At 63.7% G+C, this 24,075-nt stretch carries 21 protein-coding genes and 1 tRNA gene; 12 read left to right on the top strand and 10 right to left on the bottom strand.

Features of this window, described 5'->3' with window-relative positions:
• Nucleotides 1-46 precede the first annotated feature (46 nt).
• From F759_RS0136460 to F759_RS0136445, 4 genes are read right to left on the bottom strand one after another with little or no spacing between them, the layout of a single operon-like run.
• On the bottom strand, nucleotides 47-1,051 hold the full coding sequence (locus F759_RS0136460; protein ID WP_027804071.1) for a S49 family peptidase: 1,005 nt from the start codon (nucleotides 1,049-1,051) through the stop codon (nucleotides 47-49).
• Between the two features lie 42 nt (nucleotides 1,052-1,093).
• The gene (locus F759_RS0136455; RefSeq protein WP_027804070.1) at nucleotides 1,094-1,510 is read right to left on the bottom strand and encodes a Rieske (2Fe-2S) protein; all 417 of its coding nucleotides are present in this window, start codon (nucleotides 1,508-1,510) and stop codon (nucleotides 1,094-1,096) included.
• The gene (locus F759_RS0136450; RefSeq protein ID WP_027804069.1) at nucleotides 1,507-2,166 is read right to left on the bottom strand and encodes an HAD-IA family hydrolase; all 660 of its coding nucleotides are present in this window, start codon (nucleotides 2,164-2,166) and stop codon (nucleotides 1,507-1,509) included. Before F759_RS0136450 ends, F759_RS0136455 begins: the two co-directional genes overlap by 4 nt.
• Entirely contained in the window at nucleotides 2,159-3,196 is a 1,038-nt protein-coding gene (locus F759_RS0136445) for an RluA family pseudouridine synthase (protein ID WP_027804068.1), read from the bottom strand. Before F759_RS0136445 ends, F759_RS0136450 begins: the two co-directional genes overlap by 8 nt.
• Before the next feature lie 732 nt (nucleotides 3,197-3,928).
• Here F759_RS0136445 and F759_RS0136440 point away from each other — a divergent pair.
• The 5 genes from F759_RS0136440 to F759_RS0136420 all read left to right on the top strand — a co-directional run bounded on the left by F759_RS0136440 (nucleotide 3,929) and on the right by F759_RS0136420 (nucleotide 10,922).
• Complete coding sequence (locus F759_RS0136440; protein WP_027804067.1) at nucleotides 3,929-7,255, top strand: Rne/Rng family ribonuclease; 3,327 nt, start codon at nucleotides 3,929-3,931, stop codon at nucleotides 7,253-7,255.
• Between the two features lie 192 nt (nucleotides 7,256-7,447).
• Nucleotides 7,448-8,557 carry a GTP 3',8-cyclase MoaA gene (gene moaA, locus F759_RS0136435; protein WP_027804066.1) on the top strand — a complete coding sequence of 370 codons (1,110 nt, stop codon included), beginning with the start codon at nucleotides 7,448-7,450 and terminating at the stop codon, nucleotides 8,555-8,557.
• Between the two features lie 9 nt (nucleotides 8,558-8,566).
• Nucleotides 8,567-9,205 carry a molybdenum cofactor guanylyltransferase MobA gene (gene mobA, locus F759_RS0136430; protein ID WP_027804065.1) on the top strand — a complete coding sequence of 213 codons (639 nt, stop codon included), beginning with the start codon at nucleotides 8,567-8,569 and terminating at the stop codon, nucleotides 9,203-9,205.
• 61 nt (nucleotides 9,206-9,266) lie between these two features.
• The gene (moeA, locus tag F759_RS0136425; protein WP_027804064.1) at nucleotides 9,267-10,568 is read left to right on the top strand and encodes a molybdopterin molybdotransferase MoeA; all 1,302 of its coding nucleotides are present in this window, start codon (nucleotides 9,267-9,269) and stop codon (nucleotides 10,566-10,568) included.
• A gap of 78 nt (nucleotides 10,569-10,646) precedes the next feature.
• Nucleotides 10,647-10,922, top strand: a complete 276-nt coding sequence (locus F759_RS0136420) for a hypothetical protein (protein WP_006053283.1) — start codon at nucleotides 10,647-10,649, stop codon at nucleotides 10,920-10,922.
• Between the two features lie 103 nt (nucleotides 10,923-11,025).
• On the opposite strand, the gene rmuC is transcribed toward F759_RS0136420, so the two are convergent.
• From rmuC to pncB, 5 genes are all read right to left on the bottom strand, one after another.
• Nucleotides 11,026-12,483, bottom strand: a complete 1,458-nt coding sequence (gene rmuC, locus F759_RS0136415; RefSeq protein WP_027804063.1) for a DNA recombination protein RmuC — start codon at nucleotides 12,481-12,483, stop codon at nucleotides 11,026-11,028.
• Entirely contained in the window at nucleotides 12,480-13,469 is a 990-nt protein-coding gene (locus tag F759_RS0136410; protein ID WP_027804062.1) for a 2-hydroxyacid dehydrogenase, read from the bottom strand. The genes rmuC and F759_RS0136410 overlap by 4 nt, the downstream gene beginning before the upstream one ends.
• 54 nt (nucleotides 13,470-13,523) lie before the next feature.
• On the bottom strand, nucleotides 13,524-14,927 hold the full coding sequence (locus tag F759_RS0136405; RefSeq protein WP_244439015.1) for a sodium:proton antiporter: 1,404 nt from the start codon (nucleotides 14,925-14,927) through the stop codon (nucleotides 13,524-13,526).
• Between the two features lie 110 nt (nucleotides 14,928-15,037).
• Nucleotides 15,038-15,700, bottom strand: a complete 663-nt coding sequence (locus F759_RS0136400) for a LutC/YkgG family protein (protein WP_027804060.1) — start codon at nucleotides 15,698-15,700, stop codon at nucleotides 15,038-15,040.
• Nucleotides 15,701-15,852: 152 nt separating this feature from the next.
• The gene (pncB, locus tag F759_RS0136395) at nucleotides 15,853-17,049 is read right to left on the bottom strand and encodes a nicotinate phosphoribosyltransferase (protein ID WP_027804059.1); all 1,197 of its coding nucleotides are present in this window, start codon (nucleotides 17,047-17,049) and stop codon (nucleotides 15,853-15,855) included.
• 299 nt (nucleotides 17,050-17,348) lie between these two features.
• Here pncB and fdxA point away from each other — a divergent pair, with 299 nt between their 5' ends.
• The 7 genes from fdxA (at nucleotide 17,349) to F759_RS0136360 (ending at nucleotide 21,751) form a co-directional block, all read left to right on the top strand.
• Nucleotides 17,349-17,672 carry a ferredoxin FdxA gene (gene fdxA / locus F759_RS0136390; protein WP_020069367.1) on the top strand — a complete coding sequence of 108 codons (324 nt, stop codon included), beginning with the start codon at nucleotides 17,349-17,351 and terminating at the stop codon, nucleotides 17,670-17,672.
• A 114-nt stretch (nucleotides 17,673-17,786) separates the two neighbouring features.
• A tRNA-Asn gene (locus F759_RS0136385) sits at nucleotides 17,787-17,862 on the top strand.
• A 230-nt stretch (nucleotides 17,863-18,092) separates the two neighbouring features.
• Entirely contained in the window at nucleotides 18,093-18,569 is a 477-nt protein-coding gene (locus tag F759_RS0136380) for a CreA family protein (protein ID WP_027804058.1), read from the top strand.
• A 126-nt stretch (nucleotides 18,570-18,695) separates the two neighbouring features.
• Complete coding sequence (locus tag F759_RS0136375) at nucleotides 18,696-19,526, top strand: helix-turn-helix transcriptional regulator (protein ID WP_027804057.1); 831 nt, start codon at nucleotides 18,696-18,698, stop codon at nucleotides 19,524-19,526.
• A gap of 41 nt (nucleotides 19,527-19,567) precedes the next feature.
• Nucleotides 19,568-20,332: an AzlC family ABC transporter permease gene (locus tag F759_RS0136370; protein WP_051377608.1), complete on the top strand. Its 765-nt coding sequence runs from the start codon at nucleotides 19,568-19,570 to the stop codon at nucleotides 20,330-20,332.
• Entirely contained in the window at nucleotides 20,329-20,658 is a 330-nt protein-coding gene (locus F759_RS0136365; protein WP_027804055.1) for an AzlD domain-containing protein, read from the top strand. Before F759_RS0136370 ends, F759_RS0136365 begins: the two co-directional genes overlap by 4 nt.
• Nucleotides 20,659-20,980: 322 nt before the next feature.
• A complete protein-coding gene (locus tag F759_RS0136360; RefSeq protein WP_027804054.1) occupies nucleotides 20,981-21,751 on the top strand; it encodes a DUF4088 family protein in 771 nt (256 codons plus the stop codon).
• 120 nt (nucleotides 21,752-21,871) lie between these two features.
• Here the strand turns inward: F759_RS0136360 and F759_RS0136355 are convergent, their stop codons facing one another.
• Nucleotides 21,872-24,001, bottom strand: coding sequence for an ATP-dependent helicase (locus tag F759_RS0136355; protein ID WP_027804053.1), 2,130 nt, complete (start codon nucleotides 23,999-24,001; stop codon nucleotides 21,872-21,874).
• Nucleotides 24,002-24,075: the final 74 nt, after the last annotated feature.

Here is a 24,075-nt window from a genome sequence, read left to right as displayed (position 1 = left end):
TCAGATCGCGCGGGGCTTTTTGTTGCGACCGGTTTTCGCCTCGCCGTCAACGCAAATTCAGCTTCCCGCCGAGCGCCATCGCGTGCACGGCTCCGTTGCCGACGGCCGCGCCGAATTTGCGCGCCACGCGGTCGGTAATGCTCTCCTTGACCGTGTAGTCGACGATGTCCGGGGCCTTGATGATTTCACGTGCGACGTAGTTGGCATCGCCGAAACCGTCGGCGAGACCTAGCTCGACACTCTTCTGGCCGGTCCAGAAAAGCCCAGAGAACATGTCCGGCGTCTCGTGCAGGCGCTTGCCGCGACCCTGGCGCACGGCGTCGATGAATTGCCCGTGGATCTGGTCGAGCATTTCTTGCGCATGCTGATCCATCTTCGGTGTTTCCGGCGAGAACGGATCGTAAAAGCCCTTGTTCTCGCCGGAAGTGTGCAGTCTTCGCTGGATGCCGAGCTTGTCCATGAGGCCGGTAAACCCGAAGCTATCCATCAACACGCCGATCGAGCCCACGATGCTGGCCTTATCGACGTAGATCTTGTCGCCAGCGGCGGCGGCGTAGTACCCGCCCGACGCGCACATGTCACCAACCACGACATACAACGGGATGGACGGATGTTTCGCGCGCAGTCGCCGGATTTCGTCGTAAATGATGCCGGCTTGCACCGGACTGCCGCCGGGGCTGTTGCAGCGGAGAATCACGCCCGCAGTGCCGGTGTCGTCGAACGCGCTTTCCAGCGCTGTGCCGATGTCTTCCGCGTTCGCGTTCGTGTCGGCGGATATCTCGCCGTCAAGTGCAATCAACGCTGTGTGACGGCCCGTGGCCGCCAGCTTGTCGCCAGAAAAAATGAACACCGCCCAGATCACGAGCCCAAGCAAAGCGAGAAACAGCAGGCGGAAAAAAATTTTCCAGCGGCGAGCGGCGCGCTGTTCGTTGATTGCGGCGAGCGCTATGCGCTCGAGCGCCGCCCGTTCCCAGCCGGGTTCATCGGCGGAAACGCGGCTGCGGCCGCTAATGGGTGGTTCTTTTGTTTCAGGCGTCAAATTGTCGGACATGCGTGCAGTGGAATATTCGAGGAAGACAGATCAAAAAGCAGATCAGGACGCGGCGGGTTGCAGTTCGCCGTCAGGAAGCCAGAAAACGGCCCGGCCTTCGGGCGTATCACGCTCGTCTACATGGAGGGCCCGCAGCCTGCCACCGCGGCATGGACCGCCTACGCATTTGCCCGTATCCGGCGCGTAGATCGCGCCATGCGTGGCGCACATCAAGTATAAGCCGGACGATTCGAAGAACTGGCCCTCTGCCCAGTCCAGCTCCATCGGAACGTGAGCGCAGCGGTTCAGATAGCCGTAGGCGCGGCCGTCGTAGCGAACAAAGAACACCACGACTTCGTCCGCGCCGATTCTGGCAGCACGCCGAACGCCCATGCTGCCATCCACGAGTTCCTCGGACGCGCACACGCGCACCGCCTGCGCAGCGGCGCCGCCCCCGCCTTCAGTCGTGCCGGTGCTCATGCGTTTTCTCGCAACCAGCCGGACAGCGCACTGACGCTAGACGCAACGTATTTCGGCGACAGCGCGCTCAACGACCCAGCCGGATGCGCACCGTAAGTCACGCCAACACCGGCGACTCCGGCGTTGATCGCCATCTGCAGATCATGCGTCGTGTCGCCGACCATCACCGTGCGCACCGGGTCCTGCCCGAGTTCGCGCGTCAATTCGTGCAGCATGGCCGGATGCGGCTTGGAAAACGTCTCGTCCGCACAGCGTGTGCCGTCGAACAGGCTGGTCAGCCGCACCTGATCGAGCGCGCGGTTGAGCCCGACCCGGCTCTTGCCCGTCGCCACCGCCAGTAAATAGCCTTGATCGCGCAGTTCCTGCAGCATTTCGCGCACGCCGACGAACAACTCGGTGGTCTGATCCTTCACCAGATAGTGGAACCGGTAGCGCTCGGCGAGCCGAGGGTAGTCGCTCGGATCGAGCGTGGGCGCGGCGATTTGCAGCGCGTCGCGCAGGCCGAGGCCGATGACATAGCTCGCCGCTTCATCAGCGGGCACCGGCAGACCGAGATCGCGGCAGGCCGCCTGGATACTGCGCGTGATGTGCGCGGTGGAATCCATCAGCGTGCCGTCCCAGTCGAAGACGATCAGATCAAATTGCTCTCTAGCCATGCGGTGCCGTCTCCGGGTGTGACCCATTTCGTAATTCGTTGAGCTGCGCTATGAAATTGCGGCATTCCGCCGGCAGCGGCGCTTCCAGTTGCAGCGGCGCGCCGGTTGCCGGGTGCGTGAGCTTCAGCCGGTAAGCGTGCAGGAACATGCGCTTCAGTCCTGGCTTGGCATTCGCGCGGGCGAGCGCCTTGTTCAGCGCGAAGTCGCCGTATTTGGCATCGCCGACGATCGGCAGTTCCAGATGCTGCAGATGGACGCGAATCTGATGTGTGCGCCCCGTTTTCAGCTCCGCTTCGAGCAGCGCATAGTCGGGCCAGCGGTCGATCAGATTGAAGACAGTGTGCGACGCGAGGCCGTCGGCCTGCACGCGTACGCGCCGCTCGCCGTCCGCGGTCAGGTATTTGTGCAGCGGCTCCTTGACGGCCCGGCGGCGGCCCCAGTCGCTCGCCCATTCACCGTGGACGCACGCATAGTAGCGCTTATCCATCCGGTTCTCGCGAATCTGGTCATGAAGATTCACGAGCGCCGAACGCTTCTTCGCGAGCATGAGGATGCCGGACGTTTCGCGATCCAGCCGATGCACCAGTTCGAGGAATTTCGCCTGCGGCCGCGCCTCGCGCATCTGCTCGATCACGCCGAAGGCGACGCCGCTGCCGCCGTGAACCGCAACGCCAGCCGGTTTGTCGATCACCAGCAGGTGCTCGTCTTCGAAAATGGTCCGAAACTCGGCGCTTGGCACCGGAATGTGAGCGACCGCCTCATTAGGCTGCGCGACGCGGATGGGCGGCACGCGTACAAGATCGCCGAGTTCGAGCCGGTATTGCGCGTCGATCCGGCCCTTGTTCACGCGCACTTCCCCGCTACGCAGAATGCGATAAATGTGGCTCTTGGGCACGCCTTTACACACGCGCAACAGAAAGTTGTCGATGCGCTGTCCGGCCGCGCTGTCGTCGATCTCGATCATCGAGACCTGATCGCTTGCGACCGCGCTTGTTACCGATTTCTGGGATATTTTGCCTAACTCTTTCATTCTGAATATAATTTGCCCAGCAGTCTGCGGCGGCCGGCGCAGTGTCCGGAATTCGGGCGGACTGCGCAGGTGCAAGCGTAAATCGTTATTTTACTTGCGCCGGGGTCTGGTTGCTCACCCTGAAAATGAGATGCAACAAGTTGCACGCACGAAGTCAGTGCCCGGCAGGGACGGCGCCCACAGGCGCGTTCGGTCAAGGTCGGCTTCGACGGTAACGGAAATTTGGTAAAAAAGAATTTAACTTCCAGCTTCGATATCGGGCGTCTTTCGCCCTGCTGTACGAAGCTGCAGGTTGCGAAAATACGGCGTGCGCCGATGAGGTCTTGTAGAAAGTACAAGACCTGGCGACGTCAAAATGAGGCGAGACACCCCCAGCAGGAAAAGACGCGCCGCTTGCGCGAACTTCCCGTTGCGGCATGACCGCAGCCTTCGACCCTCCGGTCACGCGCCCAGTTGGCGCACCGGCGAGAGGGGACGAAAGGCTTATGAAGGTCTGCTGGCATAACCCGCGGCGTGTCGGGTCGTTATTTGAAGCCGTGTTCGCATGTGCCCTGCGGCACCGTGCTCCTTCATGTATGGAGCCGGGCCCTCTCAGGCAATTCTCCCGCCATTCTTCCCGCTCCAGCGTGCTTGTGAAAACACAATAAGGCGCGGTCTGCCGTTGCCCGCTTCCCCTCGCGACTGACAACCGCGAAGCGATGCGCGCCGGCCGAGCCGCTCTGGAGCCGTTCCATGAAACGCATGTTGTTCAATGCGACGCAGCAGGAAGAACTGCGCGTCGCCATCGTCGATGGGCAAAAACTCATCGACATCGACATCGAAACCGCCGGGCGCGAACAGCGCAAAGGCAATATTTACAAGGGCATCATTACCCGCATCGAGCCGTCGCTCGAAGCCTGTTTCGTCAACTACGGCGAAGACCGCCACGGCTTCCTGCCGTTCAAGGAAGTCGCCCGCCAGTATTTCCGCGACGGCGTCGATATGCGCTCCGCGCGCATCCAGGACGCGCTGAAGGAAGGCCAGGAACTGATCGTTCAGGTCGAAAAGGAAGAGCGCGGCAACAAGGGCGCTGCCCTCACCACGTTCATTTCGCTCGCCGGCCGCTATCTGGTCCTGATGCCGAACAACCCGCGCGGCGGCGGCGTGTCGCGCCGGATCGAAGGCGATGACCGTCAGGAACTGCGCGAAACGATGGCGCAGCTGCAATTGCCGGAAGGCATGAGCATCATCGCGCGCACGGCCGGCATTGGCCGCAGCGCCGAAGAGCTGCAGTGGGACCTGAACTACCTGATGCAGTTGTGGCGCGCAATCGAAGCTGCGTCGCAAAGCGGCTCGGCCGGCCAGCCGATGCTGATCTATCTTGAATCGAGCCTTGTGATTCGCGCGATTCGCGATTATTTCCAGCCGGATATCGGCGAAATTCTGATCGACACCACCGAAATTCATGACCAGGCGCGCGCCTTCATGGATATCGTGATGCCGGACAACGTCAGCAAAGTGAAGCGGTATCACGACGATGTGCCGCTTTTCTCGCGTTTCCAGATCGAACACCAGATCGAAACGGCGTACTCGCGCACGGTGCCGCTGCCGTCGGGCGGCGCCATCGTGATCGACCACACCGAAGCACTGGTCGCGATCGACGTGAACTCGGCTCGCGCCACCAAGGGCGCCGACATCGAGGAAACGGCCGCGCGCACCAACCTCGAAGCCGCCGACGAAGTCGCGCGCCAGCTGCGTCTGCGCGACCTGGGCGGCCTGATCGTGATCGACTTTATCGACATGGAGTCGGCCAAGAGCCAGCGCGAAGTCGAACAGCGCCTGAAAGACGCGCTCAAGCACGACCGTGCGCGCGTGCAGATGGGCAAGATCTCGCGCTTCGGCCTGATGGAACTGTCGCGTCAGCGTCTGCGCCCGGCACTGTCGGAAGGCAGCCACGTGACCTGCCCGCGCTGTAACGGCACGGGCCATATCCGCGACACCGAATCGTCCGCGCTGCAAGTGCTGCGGATCATTCAGGAAGAAGCGATGAAGGAAAACACCGCGGCAATCCATTGCCAGGTGCCTGTCGAAGTGACGGCCTTCCTGTTGAACGAAAAGCGCTCGGAAATCAACAAGATCGAATCGCGCTTCAAGGTCAACGTTGTGCTGGTGCCGAACAAGCACCTCGATACGCCGCATTACAAGCTGGAGCGTCTGCGTCACGACGACGCGCGCCTCGACGAACCGCTCGCTTCGTGGAAGATGGCCGAAGAAGCGGCTCGCGAGCTGGAGTCGGAAACCGGCTACAGCAAGCGCACTGAAGAAGTGAAGCCGAAGCAGGAAGCGGCGGTCAAGGGCATCACGCCCGAGAAGCCGGCGCCGAGCGCGCCGGTTCGCCCGATTGCAGCACCGGCTCCGGTCGCGGTGACGCAGGCGAGCGGCGGCTTCATCGGCTGGTTGAAGAATCTGTTCGGCATGCAGCCGGCGGCGCCTGCTCCCGTTACACCGGCAGTGACCGAAAAGCAGGTGCGTCCGCAACGTGGCGAACGGTCGGAGCGCGGTGAGCGCACCGGCGAACGCGGCGGCGATCGCAACCGTAATCGCCGGAGTGGCGCGGGTGGCCGCGATGGGGCAGCACGTGGCGATGCGGCAGCACGTGGCGAAGCTGCGAACGGCGGCCGTCAAGGCCAGCAGCCGTCGCAGCGCCGTGAGGAACGCGAGCCGCGCGAAGGCCGCGAGGTGCGCGAAGGCCGTGAACCGCGCGAACCGCGCGGCAACCGTGAAGCGCGTGAAGGCCGCGAGCCGCGGGAAGCACGTGAACCACGCGAAGGCCGTGAAAACCGCGACCGCGACAACCGCGGCGGCGACCGTGCCGAAGCAGTGGAAAGTGCACCGCGTGGCGAACGCCAGGAGCGCGGCGAGCGCCGTGAACGCGGCGAACGCGCTGAGCGCGGCGAGCGCCGCAAGCAGCAGACAGAAACCGCCGATGCATTGACGCAGGCAGAGGCCCAAACCGCGGAAGAACTGGCACTGGCGCAAAACCAGACCGCGGTTACTGACAACGCTGCGCCGGTCGATCAGGAAGCAGTGGCGCGTGAGGGCGAAGAGCGTCGTCGTCGCCGTCGCGGCCGTCGCGGCGGTCGTCGCGAGCGTGAGGAAGACGTGAACGGCAACCTGGCTGCGGACGTCGCGGAAGCGGAAGGCGACAACGTCAACGTGAGCGACGATGCACCGGTACGCACCGCGCATCAGCCGGTGGAAGCAAAGGCGGAAGCGAAGCCGGAAGCGAACGAAATCCGCGAAGCGAAGGAAGTGGCGCCGGTGGAAGTCGTCGTTGCCGCTGTTGCAACGCAGACGGCTGTCGTCACGGAACTCCACGCCGCAACTGAAACGCCGGCTCTCGCTGCCGAGAAGGCCGCGAAGACGGAAACGGTCGTGCCAGTCGCCGAAGTACCGGCTGCTCCGGCCGCCGTTGAACCGGTCGAGCAAACGTCCGTTGCCCAAGCCGCGACGCCGGTCGAACCGGCGCAGGCCGCACCTGCCGCGGCGGAGACGGTGTCGCTGGTGGAACCGGTCGTTCGTGAAGAGCCTGCGGCTGCCGCGCCGGAAATCGAAGCGCAAACCGCGCCGGCTCCGGTCGAACCTGACGCTCCGGCCGCTCCCGCGGAAGTGATCGCAGCGCCGGCCGCTGAGCCCGCGCCACAAGTGGAGATCGTCGAGCCGAAACCAGTCGTCGCAGCAGTCGCGCCGGCTGTGGAATCGGCAGCTGTCGAGCCGACGCCTGTCGCAACCGCGGCACCGGAAGCCGCGCCGGAAGCCGCTTCGGCGCCGCAGGCGTCCCAAGTGCCGGCGCCGTCCCGGGCGTCGTTCAATGGCGGCGTCTCGGCTGAAGCGCTGAAGCCGGTGCTGGAGCAAGCCGGTCTCGTCTGGGTCAATACAGACGCCGACAAGCTGCGCGCAGCGCAAGAAGCGGCCGCGCAGACGGTGAAACCGCCGCGCGTCGTGCGTGAGCGCAAGCCTTTGCCGCCGCTCGACACTGCGCCGATGCAACAAGTAGAAACCGGCAAGCACTCGCAGTAAGTTTGCGACGCCGCGTCGAAAGCCCGCCCTCACCGGCGGGCTTTTTGTTTTTTGCGCGCGGAAATCCATTGCCCGTACCTGCAGGGCGCCCTCCCCGTAAACCCCGACACCGCGTGCATCGCCCTGCTGTTACAGGCATTTCCGATAGAATAAAGAACTCGCCTTCCCCGTTTGGCACAACGCAAGCAACTCATGTCCCGACGCATCATCCCTGTTGCCGACCTCAGCGCGGCGCCGGTCATTTCCGGCCCGACGCAGACGCCTAGCGGCGTGCTGCACGATACGCTCGCGCGCCCGTTGCGCGACTTGCGCATTTCGGTGACGGACCGTTGCAATTTCCGCTGCGTCTACTGCATGCCGCGCGCCGTATTCGACAAGGACTATGCGTTCCTGCCGCACAGCGCATTGCTGAGCTTCGAGGAAATCGAGCGGCTCGCGCGGCTCTTCGTCGCGCATGGTGTCGAGAAAATTCGCCTGACGGGCGGCGAGCCGCTGTTGCGCAAGAATCTCGAATTTCTGATCGAGCGGCTCGCGCAGCTGACTACGCCGGCCGGCGGGCCGCTCGATCTGACGCTGACTACCAACGGCTCGCTGCTGGCTCGCAAAGCGCGCAGCCTCAAGGACGCGGGCCTCACCCGCGTAACCGTCAGCCTCGACGCGCTCGACGACATGCTGTTTCGCCGCATGAACGACGCGGACTTCGCGGTGGCCGACGTGCTTGAAGGAATTGCCGCCGCGCATGCCGTGGGCCTCGCGCCCGTAAAGGTCAACATGGTGGTCAAGCGCGGCACGAACGACAGCGAAATCGTACCGATGGCGCGCCATTTCAAAGGCTCGGGCGCGGTGCTGCGCTTTATCGAATACATGGACGTGGGCACGTCCAATGGTTGGAACATGTCCGAGGTGCTGCCGTCGGCGGACGTGATCGCGCGCATCGCCGAGCATTTCCCGCTTGAACCGCTTGAAGCGCACAGTGCAGCCGAAACAGCGCAGCGCTGGGGCTACGTCGATGGCAGCGGTGAAATCGGCGTCATTTCCAGCGTGACCCGCGCGTTTTGTGGGAGCTGCACGCGGGCGCGTCTTTCGACCGAGGGCAAGCTGTATCTGTGCCTGTTCGCGTCGGCGGGCCACGATCTGCGCGCGTTGCTGCGCAGCGGGGCAAGCGACGCCGAGATTGCAACTGCCGTCGCAGAAATCTGGCAAGGGCGCGGCGACCGCTATTCGCAATTGCGCGGCAGCAATGCGGCCGACCCACGCGAGCGGGATGCGCGCCGCGTTGAAATGTCATACATCGGCGGCTGATCGGCAGTCATGCAGCAAACCCGCCAACCGACGCGCGAACAGATCACCGGCCTGCTGCTCGCGGGTGGGCGCGGCACGCGCATGGGTGGCGCCGACAAAGGCCTGCAAACGCTGCACGGCGAACCGCTCGCCGCCCATGTGCTGAAGCGCCTTGCGCCGCAGACGGGCGCGCTCCTCATCAGCGCCAATCGTCACCCCGACATTTATGCTGTACTCGGCGCACCGTTCGGCGCAAAGATTGTCGCCGACACGCTGCCCGAATTTCCGGGACCGCTGGCCGGTTTGCTCGCCGGTCTGCGCGCGGCTCGTAGCGAATACGTGCTGAGCGCACCGTGCGACACGCCCTGGCTGCCCGCCGAGCTTGCCGCACGCCTTGCGCAGTCGCTTGCTTCAAATGCGGCCGACATTGCCACCGTCACCACCGCGGACGCCGACGGCAACGTATCGCTCCATCCGGTTTTCGCGCTGCTGCGCACCGGTCTCGCCGCGGACCTCGCGGCCTTTCTGGCAGCCGGCGAGCGCAAGGTTCGCGCGTGGTACGCGCGCCACAAGACCGTGGAAGTCGCCTTTACCGACGAGCACGCGTTTTACAATATCAATTCGTTACAAGAACTCGCCGACCTCGACCGTCATCGGGGCCCCGGCTGAAATCCCGCTCCGCCGCACGGCCGGCGCCGCTCCCGCCGCCGGCCGCGACGTCCAGCCCTTCATGACCACGCATAACGAATTTTCCCGCTGCGTCGCGCAGTACGATCCTCACGCGCTACCCGTTTCGGCTGCTCAGGCGATTACTCGCCAGTGGGCCACGCCGGTTGCTACCGTCGAACGCGTGGCCTTGCGCGATGCGCTCGACCGCGTGCTGGCCTCAGACATCGTTTCGCCGATCGACGTGCCGTCGCACGACAATTCCGCGATGGACGGCTATGCGTTCAACGGCACTGCATTGACGAGCGGCGCGCCGTCGGTCGAGTTGAGCGTCGTGGGCAAGGCTTTGGCGGGGCATCCGTTCGCGGGCCGCGTCGAAGCGGCGCAATGCGTGCGGGTTATGACCGGCGCATGCGTGCCGCAAGGCTGCGACACGGTAGTGCCGCAGGAACTGGTCGAACGCAGCGCCGACTCCACTTCGATCAGGTTTGCAGCCGATGCGGTCCAGCCCGGAGCAAACCGGCGCCTGGCCGGCGAGGATCTCGCTCGTGGCCATGCCGCATTGCGCGCGGGCCGCGTAGTTCGCGCCTCCGACCTCGGCTTGCTGGCTTCGCTTGGCATCGGCGAGATCAATGTTCGGCGGCGCTTGCGCGTCGCATTCTTTTCAACCGGCGACGAACTGCGCTCGCTGGGCGAGCCGCTCGACCCGGGCTCGGTATACGACAGCAATCGCTATACGCTCTTTGCCATGTTGCGGCGGCTAAATGTGGACACGCTGGATTTCGGCGTGATTCGAGACGAACCCGCCGCTCTCGAGGCCGCTCTGCGCAGCGCCGCGGCGAGCGCGGACGTGGTGCTGACCTCGGGCGGCGTTTCTGTCGGCGAGGCGGATTTCACGAGGCAGTTGTTGCAGACATTCGGCGACGTCGCGTTCTGGAGCCTCGCCATGCGCCCAGGCCGACCTCTCGCGTTTGGCCGCGTATGGTCCGGCGAGCGGCCGGGTCTTGGGCTGCCTGCGTTATTCTTCGGTCTGCCGGGCAATCCGGTTGCCGTGATGGTGACGTTCTATCAGATCGTGCGCGAGGTGCTGCTGCTCATGTCGGGCGCCACGCCGCAGCCGCTGCCGCTGATTCACGCGGCGAGCCTGCGGCCAATCCGCAAACGCGCAGGGCGCACGGAGTTCCAGCGCGGCATAGCCGTGCAGAATGCGAGCGGCCAGTGGCAAGTCACGCCGACAGGCTCGCAAAGCTCCGGCGTATTGAGTTCGATGAGCGAGGCCAATTGTTTTATCGTGCTCGGCCATGAAGAAGGCGATATTGCCGAGGGTGAACGCGTAAGTATCATGCTGTTCCACGGCTTGATCTAACGCTTTTGCCTTGCGGCGCTTTCATCCACGGTCATATTAGCTTTACCCTTACCACTACGACATGCGGGTTTGACTTACATGAAAAAACAGATCTCGTTCATTGCACCGGGACAGACGGCCAAAGCACTCATCCTCGTCTATCTGACGTTCTCCGTGCCGATCGTGCTGCTCGGCGTGCTGGTCGCGTTCGTGCGCTACGGTTCAGTCGAATTGAGCACGGTGTTCAGCGCGCTGCTGTTGAATGCGATTCTCGGCTTCATCCTGCTGTGGATCGCATGCCACGCATACAACTGGGTTGCCTCGCGTTTCGGCGGCATTGAAATCCAGTTGACCGACGCACCGGAAGAAGCCTGATGCGTGCCCCGCTCCGCGCCACTGACTCCGCGCCTGCGGACCCGGCCGGCGCGGACCGCTGACGCGCACGCGCGGCGTCAGCCAGCGTTACTGCGTTACTGCCTCATTGCTCGTCCGGATCGACGCCCGGCAACGCGCCGCCTATCAGACCATTCACCTCTTCGCCCGGCAGCGCCTCCACATCGCGCAGCTTGCGATTCATCGCGCGGGTGCGCGTCTCGGCCGCCTCGATCGAACGCGTGACCGTTTCCAGTTGCACTTTTGTCTTTGCCAGCACGTCGCCGAATTTGCCGAACTCCGTCTTCACCGCGCCGAGCACTTGCCACACCTCACTCGAGCGCCGTTCGATGGCAAGCGTGCGAAAACCCATCTGCAAACTGTTGAGCAACGCGGTCAGCGTGGTGGGGCCTGCAATCGTCACGCGGTAATCGCGTTGCAGCAGATCCGACAGACCCGGCCGACGCAGCACTTCCGCGTAGAGACCCTCGGTTGGCAGGAATAGCAGCGCGAAATCGGTAGTGTGCGGCGGCGACACATACTTCTCGGCGATCGTGCGTGCTTCCGCGCGAATCCGCGCTTCGAGCGCGCGCGAAGCTTCTTCCACCGCGACAGGGTCGGCTCGTTCCTGGGCATCGATCAGGCGCTCGTAGTCTTCACGCGGGAACTTGGCGTCGATAGGCAGCCAGACGGGCGAGGATGGACTGCCTGCCTCGCCTACCTCTGCGCGCCCCGGCAAGCGGATAGCGAATTCGACGCGATCCGCGCTCTTCGGCACCGTCGCCACGTTCTTTGCGTATTGATCTGCGGTGAGCAGTTGCTCTAGCAACGCTTCCAATTGCACTTCACCCCACGTGCCGCGCGTCTTTACGTTGGTCAGCACTTTCTTCAGATCGCCGACGCCGGCCGCGAGCGTCTGCATTTCGCCTAGACCGCGATGCACCTGTTCGAGCCGGTCGGACACGAGCTTGAACGATTCGCCAAGACGTTGTTCGAGCGTGGCGTGCAGTTTTTCGTCGACAGTGCGGCGCATTTCCTCCAGCTTGCTGGCATTGTTCGCCTCGATGTCCTTCAGCCGCTGCTCGATGGTCGCGCGAACCTCGGCGAAACGGCGATCGTTCGCCTCGGTCAGCTGGCCGAGTTGCTGGCTGAGCGTGTCGCCGAACTGCTTGAGGGAGCGCCCCTGTTCGTCGCGCGCCTGCTGTGCCTGCTGCTGGAGGCTGTGACGCACGGCGTCGAGCTGCTGCGCGAATCCGTCGATCTTGCCGCCCTGCACCGTCGTCATGCTGCTGAATTGCGCGGCCAGCGTCTGCTGGAAATGCGCGAAGCCGCTGCTCTGCTCGGTACGCGACACGCGTGCCGTCTCGGCGATGTCATTGCGTAATTGCCGCTCCAGGCGCTCGTACGCATGCGCCTGCGCATCGGCTGCGGCATCAATACGCTCGTTCAGCATTTCAAACTGCTCGTGCTCGTTAGCGCGGCTGTTGCCTCGCATCAGCAGGACCACAGTAAGCACGAGGGCAACCGCGAGCACTGCGACGGTCGCGACAAGAATCGTCGTCATGCACGCGCCCGGCCGATGACCTCGGCGTTGATCGGATTGGACGGCCGGCCGGCGCGTGGACCCTCGCCAAGACCGGCGATCAGATTGTCCGCGGCGAGGTTAGCCATTGCGCGGCGCGTCGCTTCCGTTGCGCTCGCAATGTGCGGCGTCAATACGATGTTCGGCACGCTCAGCAGATCCGGGTTCAGGTTCGGCTCGCCTTCGAAGACATCGAGGCCGGCCGCGGCAATCTGCTTCGAGCGCAGCGCCTCGACGAGCGCCGCGTCGTCGACGATGCCGCCGCGCGCGATATTGGTCAGCGTTGCAGTCGGCTTCATCAGCGCGAGTTCGGCGGCGCCAATCGTGTGATGACTCTCCTTCGTATAGGGCAGCACGAGCACCACATGATCGGCGCGCCGCAGCAGGTCGTGCTTCGACACATAGCCGGCATTCAGCTCAGCTTCGATCTCGGGCGCGACGCGCGAGCGGTTGTGATAAATGATCTGCATGTTGAAGCCTCGCGCGCGCCGCGCGAGCGCCTGGCCGATCCTGCCCATGCCGATCACGCCGAGTGTCGAGCCGTACAGATCGCTGCCGAGAAAGCCGTCATACGCCCACTTCTGCCACTTGCCCGCGCGCAGCCAGTGCTCGGACTCGGCGATGCGCCGAGCCGCGGCCATCATCAGCGCCCAGCCGAAGTCCGCGGTCGACTCATTGAGCACGTCCGGAGTATTGGTGCCGAGCACGTTGGCTGCGTTGAACGCCGCCATGTCGAAGTTGTTGTAACCGACCGCCATATTCGATACGACGCGAAGACGCGGCGCAGCGGCGAGAACGTCAGCGCCGACCGGGTCGCCCGCAGTGAGCGCGCCGTCCTTGTCGGCGAGGCGGCGCTTCAGTTCTTCTGCGGACAGCACGTCGCCCTGATTCCAGTCGACGTCGAAATACTGTTTGAGCCGTTCGATCACATCGGGAAAAATCGGACGGGCGACGAGTATCTTCTGCATTGCAATTCTCCGTATAGCGTGTCGAGTTCGACGGCCTCGGCATCAAGCTCAGTGTCAGAAAAACAGCCAGCCGGTGACAAGAAAAAGCGGCAGCAATACCGCCCCGGACCAGCCGAGATAAGCGAAAAAGCTCGGCATGCGTACACCGCGCGACTCCGCGATGGCCTTCACCATGAAGTTCGGCGCATTGCCGATATAACTGTTTGCGCCCATGAATACGGAGCCCGCCGAAATCGCTGCGAGCGTGGTCGCGCCTGTTGTCATGAGCGACGATGCATCGCCGCCGGCCAGATTGAAGAACACGAGGTACGTCGGCGCATTGTCGAGAAACGAAGATAGCAGGCCCGTCGCCCAAAAGTACATGGCGTCGTGCGGCCGTCCCGCGGAATCGTTGACCAGATGGACGACGCCAGCAAACGCACCGGCCTCGCCCGCGCGCAGTATCGTGATGACGGGCGCAATCGTCACGAAGATGCCGGCAAAGAGCTTAGCGACCTCTTCGATCGGTGCCCAGTTGAAGTCGTTGCCCGCGCGAGCCGCACGCGGCGTCAATGCAAGCGAAAGCAACGCGACGCCGATGAGCGCGACATCGCGCACGGCGTTCTGTAAAGCGACATGGGTGCCGAGCACATCGAAGCTCACGCCCGGCTTCCACAGCCCGCTCATGAGCACGAGCCCGACAACCGCGCCGAGCAACAGGAAATTGATCTTCCCGTCGATGCCAAGCGGCGGCGAGTCGGGTGTCGGGTCCAGAAAACGCGAGCGCTCTTCTTCGCGCCGATGGAAATAGTACGAGTCGAGGCAATAGAACGCGATTAGCAGCACGCCGCACACGAACAGCATCGGCAGCGCGAGATGCGTGGTAGTCCAGAAGAAGTTGACGCCCTGCAGAAAGCCCAGGAAAAGCGGCGGATCGCCCAGCGGCGACAGCGAACCACCCGCGTTCGCCACAAGAAAAATGAAGAACACGACCACGTGGACAACGTGCCGGCGATTGTCATTCGCGCGCAGCAACGGACGGATCAGCAACATGGCCGCGCCGGTCGTGCCCATGACGCTCGCCAACAACGTGCCGAGCGCGAGGATCGTCGTGTTCAGGCGCGGCGTGCCGTGCAGATTGCCGCGCACACAGATGCCGCCCGCCACCGTGTAGAGCGCGGTGAGCAGCACGATGAACGGAATGTATTCTTCGAGCAACGCATGAATTAGCGTGCCGAACGCAATGCCCCCGCCGAACGCAAACGCGAACGGCACGAGAAACACCAGCGCCCACGCGGCCGCGATCTTGCCGAAATGGTGATGCCAGAGAGCCGGCGCGACCAGCGGAAACACGGCAATCGAGAGCAGCATGCCGGCGAAGGGCAGTCCCCATAGCGCGGAAAGCGATGCGCCGTCGAGTGTGGCGGCGCACGCAAGTTGAGGCCAGCTCGTTAGCGTCAATGCAGCCACGAGCACCATGCTCATCGGCACGGCACGTCTAGTCATATGCTGAAGGTCCTTCTATTCCTGAAATGGCAACGGACACCGCGGGCAGTCACGCGCGCGTTGAGAAACAGCGGCCCTTTCGCTCAGGCACCGAGAACGACGATCACATGGACCCGATACGGCCCATGCGCGCCAAGAACGATAGTCTGTTCGATATCGCCGGTGCGCGAAGGCCCCGAAACGAAGTTCACCGCACGCGGCAACTCGCCCCGCTCGCTGCGGATCAGCGCGAACGCTTCCTCATGTCCCGCCACGATGCGCGAAGCCGGCACGATTGCAATGTGCGTTTCCGGCAGCAGGCCGGCTGACGCATAAGTGTCCGGCCCGGAGAGCAGGACGAGCGAGCCCGTCTCGGCAGTCGCACAGAAACAGCCGGTCAGACCTACGACGTCGCCATCTTTCGGTTTGCGAAATTCGACGGCGAGACCCGCGTCGTTCCAGCGCAGATCCTCCAGCGTGCGCCAAGCGATGGCCTCCAACGGCAACGCGTGTTCTGCGAGATAGCGATGCGCCGCAGCCGGCACGTCGGCGAGCGACGTGACCGTATCGACAGTGGTCGCCATTTTCTGCGCTTCTTCAATGAAACGCACAGTCAGATCCGCAGGCATGTCCGGGCGCGGCCCTTGTGGATGGCGCGCAAGATAGTCCGCCGCGGCCTCGTGCTCGGACGCGGACGGTTCAGGCTCGCGGCCTTGCGCCGCTCGGATGCGCGCAAGGATGTTGCGGCGGCCAATCGATGTGTCCATATGCGAAAGTCCTCGTGTCGACAGCCGTGCGGTGTGTCAGGAAGCATGCCGGAATGTATGCGAGGAATTATACCGGCCACCCTCCGCGCGAACACCCTGGCCGAATGGCATAGGAACACATCAGACGCGCGAAAACACCCACGCAAATGCCGTTACTTCGCCGCCTCTTCCTCGGGCTGCGCGATGCCGAACACCTGGCGCAGATACGCGAGATAGGCTTTGTCCTCGCACATGTTCTTGCCTGGCGAATCGGAGAGCTTCGCCACCGGCTGCCCATTGCAGCGGACCATCTTGATCACGATCTGCAACGGGTTATAGCCGAGGTCGTTGGTCAGATTTGTGCCCACGCCGAACGCGAGCTTGCAGCGGCCACGGAAGCGCTCGTAGAGTTGCAGCACCTTTGGAATGTCGAGCGCGTCGGAGAACACGAGTATTTTCGTGCGCGGATCGCAACGGTTCGCGTCGTAGTGCTTGAGCAGGCGCTCGCCCCAGTCGAACGGATCACCGGAGTCGTGACGCGCGCCGTCGAACAGCTTGCAGAAGTACATGTCGAAGTCGCGCAAAAACGCCTGCATGCCGTAGACATCCGAAAGCGCGATACCCAGGTCGCCGCGATATTCCTTCGCCCACATTTCGAAGCCGAAAATCTGCGAATCGCGCAGCCGCGGACCGAGCGCCTGGCACGCCTGCAGATACTCGTGCGCCATCGTGCCGAGCGGCGTGAGGCTGTGCTTCATCGCGTAAAAGACGTTGCTCGTACCGGCGAACTGCTCGCCGAGGCCATCTTTCAGCGTGAGGATCACTTCTTCGTGCCATTGCTTCGAGAAGCGGCGCCGCGTGCCGTAGTCGGCGATCTTGCAGTCGGCGAATTCGGGCCGCGCGCCCAAAAGTTTCATCTTGTCGACGAGGCGCCCGCGACCTTCGCTGTAGTCCGGTTCCTGCTGGGTATTGCGGAAGTAGACCTCATTGACGATCGCGAGCATCGGAATCTCGAACAGGATCGTATGCAGCCACGGTCCTTTAATCTCGATGTCGATCTCGCCGTTGTTCTTCGGCGACGGCTCGATCGAAATGTACTTCTCGCTCAGATGAAAGAGCGCGAGGAACTCGATGAAGTCGCCCTTGATGAAGCGCATGCGCCGAAGGTAGTCGAGCTCCTCGTCGGTGAAGCGCAACTGGCAAAGCTTGCGCACTTCGTCGCGTATCTCGCCGATGTAAGGCACGAGGTCGACGTTCGGCGTGCGGCAACGGAAGCGGTACTCGACGTTGGCCGCGGGGAAATGATGCAAAACCACCTGCATCATCGTGAACTTGTACAGATCGGTGTCGAGCAGCGAAGTAATAATCATGATGGTGCGAACTGGACCGCAGGAAGTACGGAAGGCCTGACTCAACCCATGCATACGGCGCGCCATCTGCGCACCGGCTTGACGCATGTTACCCGAATGCGCCGACCTTCAGGCTCGAGCGCGCGGCCCGCGTTCGCGTCGCTGGCCGCGAACCCATCACTCTTTGCGCAAGCAATAAACTAATCACGAAAACGTATAAAAAGGCGTTGCGGGATGCTGCATGCGCCTCTTGACGTTACGTTACAATAGCGTTTTTGGCGTTTGCGCCTTCCCTGATTCCGCATGCAGGAGCTGCCTGAATGACTCACGTTGTGACCGAAAGCTGCATCAAGTGCCGCTATACCGACTGCGTCGATGTGTGCCCGGTGGACTGCTTTCGCGAAGGTCCCAACTTCCTCGCGATCGACCCCGACGAATGCATTGACTGCGCAGTGTGCGTGGCCGAATGCCCGGTGAACGCCATTTATGCCGAAGAAGACGTGCCGGGCGACCAGCAGAACTTCATCGAGCTGAATGCCGATCTCGCCAAGAACTGGCCGAGCATCACCAAGACCAAGGCTCCGTTGCCGGAAGCCGACGAGTTCAAGGACGTCAAGGAAAAGCTCGCCCTGCTCGCGCGTTGAACGTTTGCGGCCCGTCACCATCCTGCTGGTTCGAATCAATCGAGATGAACGCAAGGTATTGACAGGCGCCGACGCTGCTCCTACAATTTCGTTTCTCTGCTGTTGTATTTCTGTTCCTCGATAGCTCAGTCGGTAGAGCGCCGGACTGTTAATCCGTAGGTCCCTGGTTCGAGCCCAGGTCGAGGAGCCAGAATTTGAAAGGCCCGCATTCGTGCGGGCCTTTTTGTTTTGGGGCTTCATTCACGCTTGGCTTTGGCGCTTCATTCGCGTCTGGCGCTCTATCGCTCCTTCGCGGCGGTTTGAACGCCTTAGTTGCCGGCCGCTTTGCCGATCGTCTCGCCAATCCCTCGCCGGTATACGATGACGGCTTTGCGGCACGCGCCGCGTCCCGAAACGCACCCTGCTCAATCCGGCAATCTTATGAAACTCACCTCATCGCGCATCTCGCTTGCAGTCGCCGCCGCCGTCATCGTGCCTTTCGCGCACGGCGAAGAAGTCGGCAGCGTCAATACCAACTTTCACATCACGGGCTCGGACCGGGTTGTCGTCGAAGCCTATGACGATCCTCTCGTGCAAGGCGTGACCTGTTACGTGTCACGCGCGCGGACGGGCGGCGTGAAGGGGACGCTCGGCATCGCGGAAGATCCCACGGAGGCGTCGATTGCCTGCCGTCAGGTCGGCGCGATTCATTTCATTGGCCCGGTGAAGCAGCAAGCCGATGTGTTTTCGGTGAGCATGTCGTTAATCTTCAAGGCGCTGCACGTGGTGCGCGTGGTCGACACCAAGCGCAACGCACTCGTGTACCTGACCTACAGCGACCGGGTTGTCAGCGGCAGCGCGAAAAACAGCGTGAGCGCCGTGCCCATGCCGGCCGGAACGACGATCCCAGTCAAGTGAGCAACCGTGGCAACACAAGCGGCGTCCTACGAAAAAGCGCACCGTGCGCGCTGCCGGACGACGCACGCAGCGGCGCCCGCAGCCGCCGCTCCGCGCTAAACTGACTGGCTGTGCGAGAGCCATGTCATGACCGCTGCCCATCGTTTCCAGAATTCAGCCCGTTACTGGCGCACGCCGCTTTTGCCCGGCGCGGACCTGCTCACCGCTGAATATCACGACCACGAGTTCGCGCCGCACTGGCACGACGCGTACACGATCCCGGTGATCGTCGCCGGCGCCGAAGGTTATCGGTATCGCGGTTCGAACTATGTCGCCGAAGCTGGCGGCGTGCCGATCATCAATCCGGGCGAACTCCACACCGGCTCGAAGGCGGTCGAAGCAGGCTGGCGGTATCGCGTGATGTACGCGCCGGTGCAGTTCATCCACGCACTCGCCGAGGAAATCGCCGGCAAGCCGCAGTCTTTACCGTGGTTCGCCCCCGGCGTGATTCGCGATCCCGACCTGGCCGCGCGGCTCGCGAACGCACACCATATGCTCGAAGCGGGCAACGACGCGCTCGCCGCCGAAGCCGCGATGTTCGACGCGCTGTCCACGCTGCTCGTGCGCTATTCGCAGACACAGCCCGAAGCTTCGTGCGTGGCCGCCGACGACACCCGCGTCGCCGTCATGAAGGAACGCCTGACGGGCGATCTGCTCGAACCGGTCACGCTCGCCGACGTGGCCCAGGCCGCGGGACTTTCGCCGTTTCACGCAGCGCGCCTTTTCAACCGCGCGACCGGGCTTCCGCCCCATGCGTGGCGCAATCAGGTACGTCTGCAACGCGCGCTTGCGCCGTTGCGTGCAGGCGTCCCGGTAACGGACGTCGCGGCGGCCAGCGGCTTCACCGATCAGAGTCACTTCACGCGGCATTTCCGGCGCATGTTCGGCGTGCCGCCCGGACGCTGGCAGGGACTCTGATCGTCGCAAGAACGTACAAGCCCGGCGCCGCCTCGCCGGCTATGCTTCCCGACTCAAGGAGGCAAGTTTTGACCCACTCAGGCCATTTAAAGGAATTCACCGCGGGCGCGCGCGACATCATCCCGATGATGGTCGGCTCGGCGCCTTTCGGCGTCATTTTCGGCACGCTTGTCGCGTCCGGACCGCTGCACTTGTGGCACGGCCAATTCATGTCGCTCGTCGTATTCGCGGGCTCCGCACAGTTCATCGCGCTTGGGCTGATCGCGGGCCACGCAAGCTTTGCGGTGATTTGGGCCACCACGCTGGTCGTCAATCTGCGTCATGTTCTGTACAGCGCGACGCTCGCGCCGCACGTGGCACATCTGCCGGCGCGCTGGCGCTGGGCGCTCGGCGCGCTGCTCACGGACGAAGTCTTCGCGGTTGCCTGGGAGCACTATCGGAACCGCGAGCCGGGCACCGTCGGCCCGCACTATTTCTTCGGCGCCGGCCTCGCGATGTACATGAACTGGCAACTCTGGACGGTCGCCGGCCTGCTGTTCGGCGCGGCCTTCCCCGGCCTGCAATCGCTCGGGCTCGATTTCGCGATGGTCGCCACCTTTATCGCTATCGTCGTGCCGCAACTGGTGGCGTTGCGCTATATCGCAGCCGCGGCGACCGCGGGCACGCTGGCGTTTTTCTGGCAGGCGTGGCCGTACAAGCTCGGTCTGCTCGCCGCAGTGTTCGCGGGCGTCGCGGTCGGCGTCCTGCTTTCCGCTTCGGGCTTCGGCTTGCGGCGCGAGCGCCGATCGGCGGAGGGATCGCGATGAACTACGTTGTTCTCATACTCGGCATGGCGGTCATTACGTGGGTGATCCGCGCCGCCGTCTTCGTGCTCGGCGACCGGCTGGTGTTTCCGCCTCTGGTGCGCACGGCCCTCGGCTTCGTGCCGGTCACCGTGCTGACGGCAATCATCGTGCCGATGGCCGTCTCGCCGCACGGCGCCGACGCCGGCGCCGAGTTGACGTGGCGCAATCCGCAACTGGTCGGCGCCCTGGCTGCCGTCCTCGTGAGCGCATCGACGCGGCGGCCGCTGGTCACTATCGCGGTTGGCCTGACCGTGTTCTTTGTCTGGCAAGGAGTGGTGCTTCGATAGCGCACGTGGGCCGCCACGTAAGGGCTCACTCACGCGCAAACCGCCAGCGGCAGTCGCTTGCGCATTGGTCGCTGGCGTCCGCTTCGCCCCGCGAAGGCACCAGAGCATCGCTGCGCACGCCGCCTCATACCCGACAAAACCCTTAAGTTTCCCGTCAATCCGCCGATATGCAGTCGAGGTCCGCTCGTCGGGATACGTCCCGCCAACGACGCGGCAACAGGCAGGAATCGAACGCGCGGCCGTCACGCGTCGAGTCTCCGGGTCCGCTTGCGACCAGGCGAACACGACCAGGCCGCGCGGCAGGACCAAACGGGATAGACACATGGGTCAACTCACCCTCACGCTCAAAGACGAGACCATTGCGACGCTGCGCAAGGATTTCGATGCCTTTCTGCGCGTATCGCTGAAGCTCGATCCGCAGTTCGCGACGCCGTCGTTCGAGGACTTTTTGCGCGCCAAGCTGCTCGACAACATGGTGCCGCTGACGGAACACGCGGTTCAGCGGATGTTGCAGGGCGGCCAGTACGCATGGGCAAAACGCACGCTCGACAAGGAATTCCCGGACGTAGTCGCAATTCTGATGCGGCAGGCCGGCGAATTCGGCTTCGGCTTCGCTGCCCGCTCGGAGTGGACGCCGGAAGAGTTGGCCAAGCAGTGCCGCGACTGGGCGGCGGCGATCGTCAAGGAAGCCGAAGGCGACGCTGTGCTGGTCGACCCGCTCTCGGCGCAGATCAAGGGCGCGGTGCAAGACATTCAGGCGCTCGAGGAAATCATGCAGACGCCGGCATGGCGGCTCGTGGAATCGCTGCGTCAGCGGGTGTATGAGTCGAAGGTGGCGTGCGAAACGAGCGTGGGCAGCACCGCGCGCGAAAAGCTCGGCGAACTGCGTGGGCTGCTGCGCCTCGGCATTTCGCACGGCTCGTTCCAGAAGCAGGAAGCGCAACAGATCATGGAATATCTGCGCCTGCTGAAGCCCGAAATTTTCGTCGAGGAACCGTACGACTTGTTTTCGCGGATGGCGGCCTGGCTGCGCAACTTCTTCGTGCCGCCGCGTCCGACCGCCCAGCAGCAGCAGCAACGGCAGTCGCGCTAGCCCTGGTCAGCAGCCCGCGTGGAATGGCGCGGAGCCAGCGGGCAGCGACCTGAAAACCACCACGCAGCTACAGCAGCCGGTCCGGCAACCACCCTTCTGGCCGCCAGGCGAGCGGCCCGCTCAGTCCCACATCTTCCTGAGCCGCGCTCCGATTTCTATCTTCGCCTGCGCCGCCGCGGCCAGTCCCGTGGCCGTCGGTGCACTCGGCACCGGTACGCGCGGCCACGCATAGGCGTCGAACAAAGGCATCAGATGCGCGGGAATAAAACGCGTGCGCGACGCCCACACATGACGGTCTCCCATATGCGTCTGGTTGTGCACGTAAAAGCGCTGCGGCACGACGATATGCAGGTCTTCTTTTGCGCGCGTCATCGCTACGTAGAGCAGGCGGCGCTCCTCGTCGATTTCCTCTTCGCTGCCCGTGCCGAGGTCGGACGGAATGCAGCCGTCAACCCCGTTTAGCACGAACACGTTGCGCCACTCCTGCCCCTTTGCCGAATGGATGGTGGACAGGATCAGATAGTCTTCGTCGATGAGCGGCACGCCGGATTCGTCGCTCGTGGCATCGGGCGGATCAAGCGTCAACTCGGTAAGAAAGCGTTCGCGCGACGCATACGTGCCCGCAATGCTTTCCATCTGCAGCACGTCGGCGTGACGGATCGCGGCGTCTTCATGATTGCGCTCGAGATGCGGCTCGTACCAGCGCCGCACCATCTCGAACTCGGCGGGCCACGGCGTCTGCCGCCCATACACGCTCGACATCAGCTTGACGAACGGATGCCAGTCTTCCTGCGCGCGAGGCGGCGGCGCGAACGCGGCGAGCGCGCCGCCCGCGGTGTCGGCGGGGTTGCCGGGGCCGACGCGCGCGACGATTTCGTCGAGCACCTTGGCGGCCGTGGCCGGCCCCACGCCGGGCAGCAACTGTACGACGCGAAAGCCGGCCACGCGGTCGCGCGGATTCTCGGCCCAACGCAGCACCGCGAGCACATCCTTCACGTGCACGGAATCGAGAAACTTCAGGCCGCCGAACTTCACGAACGGAATGTTGCGCCGTGTGAGTTCAATCTCGAGCGCGGCGCTGTGGTGAGCGGCGCGAAACAGCACGGCCTGCGACTTCAGCTTCATGCCCTGCTCGCGCGCCTCGAGCACCTGCTCGACGACATAGCGCGCCTGGTCCGCCTCGTCGGCAACTGTGACGAGCCGAGGGCGCTGCGCCGAAGCCTTGTCGGTCCACAGGTTCTTCGTATAACGCTCGCTGGCCAGTTCGATCACCGCATTCGACGCGGCGAGAATGGGCTCGGTCGAACGGTAATTGCGTTCGAGCGTGACCTGCGCCGCGGGCGGATCGAATTGCGCCGGGAAATCGAGAATGTTGCGCACGGTTGCGCCGCGAAACGAATAGATCGACTGGGCGTCGTCGCCGACCACGGTCAGGCCGCGCCCGTCCGGCTTCAGCGCGAGGAGAATCGACGCCTGCAGCCGGTTGGTGTCCTGGTACTCGTCGACCAGCACGTGATCGAAGCGCGCCGACAGATCCGCAGCAATCGCCGGCTCGGCGGCCATATGCGACCAGTAGAGCAGCAGGTCGTCGTAATCGAGCACGCTCTGCTTCTGCTTCGCGTCGACGTAGGCGGCAAACAGCATGCGCAGATCGGCTTCCCACTCGCGGCACCATGGGAACGCGCTCTCGAGCACCTGCCCGAGCGACGCGCCGGTGTTCACGACGCGCGAGTAAATCGCGAAACAGGTTCCCTTGGCGGGGAAACGCCGTTCCTTCGCGGATAAGCCCAGTTCATGGCGCACCAGATTCATCAGGTCCGCGGAATCCTCACGGTCGTTGATCGTGAAGGCCGGCGCGAGGCCGATCGGCTCCGCGTATTCGCGCAGCAGCCGGGCGCCGACGCTATGGAAGGTGCCCGCCCACGTCAGCCCCTGCGCGAGCGCGGCGCGCGTGCCGAGCGCCGCCGTGGCGATGCGCGTGACGCGGCGGGTCATTTCCAGCGCCGCGCGGCGCGAAAACGTCAACAGCAGGATTCTGCGCGGATCGGCGCCCTTCACCATCAGATTGGCCACGCGGTGCGCGAGCGTACTGGTCTTGCCCGAACCGGCGCCCGCGATCACCAGCAACGCGCCCGGCGGCGCATGAGGCGTATCCGTGCCGAATTCGACGGCCTCGCGCTGGGCGTCGTTGAGCTTTGCGAGCCAGGCGGTGGTATCGGACGGCGGCGGAGTTTCTGCGACGGAAAGCAAGGTCTTTATCTGAGCGTTGAATGGATAGAGAACGACGACGCATACTGTATATCCATACAACCTGCACGCACAAG

The sequence above is a fragment of the Paraburkholderia dilworthii genome (genome assembly GCF_000472525.1).
GTDB classification, from domain to species: Bacteria; Pseudomonadota; Gammaproteobacteria; order Burkholderiales; family Burkholderiaceae; genus Paraburkholderia; species Paraburkholderia dilworthii.
This window is presented reverse-complemented; position numbering and strand designations above follow the sequence as displayed.

Excerpts from the sequence above, each read along its gene's own strand:
- fdxA (WP_020069367.1), top strand. The coding sequence starts at position 17,349 with ATGACTCACGTTGTGACCGAAAGCTGCATCAAGTGCCGCTATACCGAC.
- F759_RS0136420 (WP_006053283.1), top strand. The coding sequence starts at position 10,647 with ATGAAAAAACAGATCTCGTTCATTGCACCGGGACAGACGGCCAAAGCA.
- pncB (WP_027804059.1), bottom strand. The coding sequence starts at position 17,049 with ATGATTATTACTTCGCTGCTCGACACCGATCTGTACAAGTTCACGATG.
- F759_RS0136405 (WP_244439015.1), bottom strand. The coding sequence starts at position 14,927 with ATGGTGCTCGTGGCTGCATTGACGCTAACGAGCTGGCCTCAACTTGCG.
- F759_RS0136370 (WP_051377608.1), top strand. The coding sequence starts at position 19,568 with ATGCTTCCCGACTCAAGGAGGCAAGTTTTGACCCACTCAGGCCATTTA.
- F759_RS0136440 (WP_027804067.1), top strand. The coding sequence starts at position 3,929 with ATGAAACGCATGTTGTTCAATGCGACGCAGCAGGAAGAACTGCGCGTC.
- F759_RS0136380 (WP_027804058.1), top strand. The coding sequence starts at position 18,093 with ATGAAACTCACCTCATCGCGCATCTCGCTTGCAGTCGCCGCCGCCGTC.
- moaA (WP_027804066.1), top strand. The coding sequence starts at position 7,448 with ATGTCCCGACGCATCATCCCTGTTGCCGACCTCAGCGCGGCGCCGGTC.
- F759_RS0136450 (WP_027804069.1), bottom strand. The coding sequence starts at position 2,166 with ATGGCTAGAGAGCAATTTGATCTGATCGTCTTCGACTGGGACGGCACG.
- F759_RS0136400 (WP_027804060.1), bottom strand. The coding sequence starts at position 15,700 with ATGGACACATCGATTGGCCGCCGCAACATCCTTGCGCGCATCCGAGCG.
- F759_RS0136360 (WP_027804054.1), top strand. The coding sequence starts at position 20,981 with ATGGGTCAACTCACCCTCACGCTCAAAGACGAGACCATTGCGACGCTG.
- F759_RS0136445 (WP_027804068.1), bottom strand. The coding sequence starts at position 3,196 with ATGAAAGAGTTAGGCAAAATATCCCAGAAATCGGTAACAAGCGCGGTC.
- F759_RS0136375 (WP_027804057.1), top strand. The coding sequence starts at position 18,696 with ATGACCGCTGCCCATCGTTTCCAGAATTCAGCCCGTTACTGGCGCACG.
- mobA (WP_027804065.1), top strand. The coding sequence starts at position 8,567 with ATGCAGCAAACCCGCCAACCGACGCGCGAACAGATCACCGGCCTGCTG.
- F759_RS0136410 (WP_027804062.1), bottom strand. The coding sequence starts at position 13,469 with ATGCAGAAGATACTCGTCGCCCGTCCGATTTTTCCCGATGTGATCGAA.
- rmuC (WP_027804063.1), bottom strand. The coding sequence starts at position 12,483 with ATGACGACGATTCTTGTCGCGACCGTCGCAGTGCTCGCGGTTGCCCTC.
- F759_RS0136460 (WP_027804071.1), bottom strand. The coding sequence starts at position 1,051 with ATGTCCGACAATTTGACGCCTGAAACAAAAGAACCACCCATTAGCGGC.
- moeA (WP_027804064.1), top strand. The coding sequence starts at position 9,267 with ATGACCACGCATAACGAATTTTCCCGCTGCGTCGCGCAGTACGATCCT.
- F759_RS0136365 (WP_027804055.1), top strand. The coding sequence starts at position 20,329 with ATGAACTACGTTGTTCTCATACTCGGCATGGCGGTCATTACGTGGGTG.
- F759_RS0136455 (WP_027804070.1), bottom strand. The coding sequence starts at position 1,510 with ATGAGCACCGGCACGACTGAAGGCGGGGGCGGCGCCGCTGCGCAGGCG.